Origin of the sequence: Gordonia sp. UBA7860 (genome assembly GCF_002500165.1) — a bacterium.
GTDB classification, from domain to species: Bacteria; Actinomycetota; Actinomycetes; order Mycobacteriales; family Mycobacteriaceae; genus Gordonia; species Gordonia sputi.
Genome location: NZ_DLSO01000070.1, coordinates 1 through 3,023 on the forward strand (window position 1 = coordinate 1; position 3,023 = coordinate 3,023).

2 protein-coding genes and 1 pseudogene are annotated in these 3,023 nt (G+C 64.5%); all 3 read right to left on the reverse strand.

What is annotated here, in order from left to right:
- Positions 1–377, reverse strand: a 377-nt coding sequence (locus B3T59_RS09335) for a wax ester/triacylglycerol synthase domain-containing protein (RefSeq protein ID WP_287002089.1), incomplete at its 3' end; no start/stop codon positions are given.
- Complete coding sequence (locus tag B3T59_RS09340; RefSeq protein ID WP_064863615.1) at positions 374–1,888, reverse strand: HAD-IB family hydrolase; 1,515 nt, start codon at positions 1,886–1,888, stop codon at positions 374–376. The genes B3T59_RS09335 and B3T59_RS09340, both read right to left, overlap by 4 nt.
- A pseudogene (locus B3T59_RS09345) lies at positions 1,885–3,023 on the reverse strand (glycerol-3-phosphate acyltransferase); the annotation flags it as partial. The pseudogene B3T59_RS09345 and the gene B3T59_RS09340, both read right to left, overlap by 4 nt.

The window sequence follows — 3,023 nt, forward strand, 5'->3', positions numbered from 1 at the left end:
TCCCACGGCGGGCGCGCCGGGTCGAGCGCGGTCATCGCCAATTTCCCACACGTCGGCAGCAGTTCGCCCATCGAGCCGTCCCCGGGCAATCGGATGCGTCGAACGTGATAGTGGAGATCGAACTCCGGGTCGACGGCCCAACTCGGCGTGCCGGTGTGCAGCGGCGAATCAACAACGCGCGAACGGAATCTGGGCGCCATCCGGCTGCCCCAGTCGTGTGCCGCGATCAGTCTGTCCCAGTCGGGTTCGCAATCGTAGATCTCGATCATCGAGATCGTCCCGCGCAGTCGACGGTCGGTGTCGCCGCGCCACATCAGCGCGTCGACCGGACTCATATGCTGCTCGGTGCCCCACTCGAGGGGTTGGTCCTCACTCATTCGACAGCCTCCCCTGCGTCGTCACTGCGGCTCTCGTCCCGTTGCGAATCATGGTGTTCTGCAGTTCCGTTCGGCTCCGGCCACTCCGCCAGCGCGGTGATGAACATCTGGCGCACCTCCTCGGTGTGGTCGTCGATCGTCTCCACCTGCCACTCCGATGTGTCGACGGGCGGCAACACGCGCACCTCGATCGTGCCCGGTGCCACGAGTTGCGAACCACGCCACATCAATTCGCCGACGTTGCGCAGCACGACCGGAACGATGGGCACCCCTGCCTGCATGGCGATGTGGAAGGGCCCCTTCTTGAACCGTCCGATCCGCGGCGTCGGCGATCGCGTGCCCTCCGGCGCCACCACGAGCGAGTAGCCGTCCTCCCGTAGTTTGCGGACGGCGGGCTCGAGCTGATTGATGGCCTTCCCGGCGTCGGCTCGATCGATGAAGACCAACCCGGCTGCGTCGAGAATCTGACCGAACACCGGAAGCCGCTGGATCTCCTTCTTCGCCACACCCGTCGCGTCGCGTTGTATCAGGTGGATCATGACGGGGAGGTCGAGTTTGGACTGATGGTTGAACGCGAACACGCAGGGACGGTCCGACGTCAGGTATTCGGCGCCGTCGAGCACGTCGACATGCACACCGGCCAACGCCAGCCCGACGTCGTTTCCGGTGGCGATGCCCGTCTGGACGGCGCTCTCGAATCGACTGCGCGCCACGACACCGCCCGCGATTCCGGCAGCGGCGCCGGCGAGAAACGATCCGTACATCGCACCGGTACGCAGAGCCATCCCGAAGCGATTGTGTGATGGATTGCGTAGTTCGAGGATCAGCCACCCTCTGGATTCCGCCTCGGCCCGTAGCGTCCTCCGAGGCGAGACCGCTGCGGGATGTCCGACGCTTTCGAGATACGGGATGTCCTCGTTGCCGTCGCTGTAGGCGAAGGACGCGTCGAGATCCATGTCGTGTTCGCGCGCGAGGGAGCGCACCGCCGCCGCTTTACCCGGTCCCCAGAGCGGACGGCCGAGCACCTCCCCGGTGACGATGCCGTCGACCACCTCGACGTCGGTGGCCAAGGCGTGATCAGCCTCGATTTCGCGTGCGATGGGCTCGATCTGGAATCGCGTTGCCGACGACGCGATCACGATACGGTGCCCCATCTCGCGGTGCGCGTTGAGGATCTGCCACATCTGAGGACGTAGTTTGGCGGCCGTCTCCTGCCGAAAGAGCCTGTCTCCCAAGTCCAAGAGCTCCGCGTACGTCTTGCCCGCGAACGTCGGCTTGGTGGCTTGGAGCACCTCCGCGTAGTCCTGTTCGGACTCCACTCCACGCAGGCCGATCAGCGCGAAGTCGGCGACCTCCCCGATCCCGAACTCCATACTTCGTATCCGGGCTCCGAAAAGTGCTGTCGCAGAGAACCCTTCGATCAGGGTCCCGTCGTAGTCGAAGAACGCGCCGATGTGCTTGCCGCGCGGTGCAGAGCGGATCTCGGCCAGGCGATCGCCCAGTGCGCTCATACCGCCGTCACTCCCGTCTGCTTCGCCTCGATCTCGGCGATTCTGGCAAGACGATCCCGCATGTCGTTGACCTCGTCGAGCCACTCCTGCCGTGCCGCAACCAGATCGCGTCCGTCGTGGGGATCGATCAATCCCCGATTGTCGGCCAGCTTGTACGCTGCGGTGTAGAGCTCCGTCGACACCGAATCCCTACTCTTCACGACGCCCTGCAGCGCAAGCTGCTTACCCAACCCGAGGCAATCGGCGATGATCTCCTGCTTCTCGCGGGACTCCTCTCCCAGTTCCACCAGCCGCCGCGACACGACCAATTGCGCGTCGAAGAAGGGCTGAAGGGTTCTGCGGGCAAACAGCTCTCCCGACATCGCGACGAAGGTGTCATGCAGCCACGCGGGCGTTGGCCTGACCTTTCGCCACTCGGGCGCGATGAGATCCATCTCGGCGCCGAGTCGGTGCAGAAACTCCTGCTTTGTCGGGAAGAAGAACTCGAACTTCAGCAGATCCCGAATCCGCAGCGCCTCGGCTTGCGCTGCGGCCAGACGTGTTTCGCGATCGTCGTCGATGGTTCGACGGTCCGCGGCGAACAACGCGACCTCGACGATCGCACGGTCGACGAAATGATGGATCGCACCATTGCGGTAGTACGCGGCCACCGCGTGGTTCTCCCCGGCTATCGACCACACGTCGTCGACACCGCCCGCGAAATGGGTCAGCACACCCGCGTCGGTCAGTTCTTTCAACGTGGATTTCAGCCCGAGTCCCCGGCACATCGCCGGATCGGGTCCCGGTAGCTCGCGACGCTCGATGTAGGCCAGCAGCGGCCGCAGTATGTCCTCGATCTCCTTGGCCGTGTATGCCCGATCACCCGCGCCCAACAGCGCGAAACCCGCAAGCGAGGTCGCCGAAATCGGTGTCGCCGCGTTGATCTCGTCCATCACCTTGAAAGCGATCTTCTCCAAGCGTGCGGGGTCGTCCTCGCTCAACTCGACGATCGACTCCCGCAGCGAGAACGGCTCACCGAACCGCACCCGCGCCTCACCGAGGTAGGACCGCTGCGCCTTGGCGTATTTGAGCAGCCACGTCACATCTTCGGGTTTCTTTGTGCCACCGGCAGATTCGCGGGCGATCGCCGCGATCT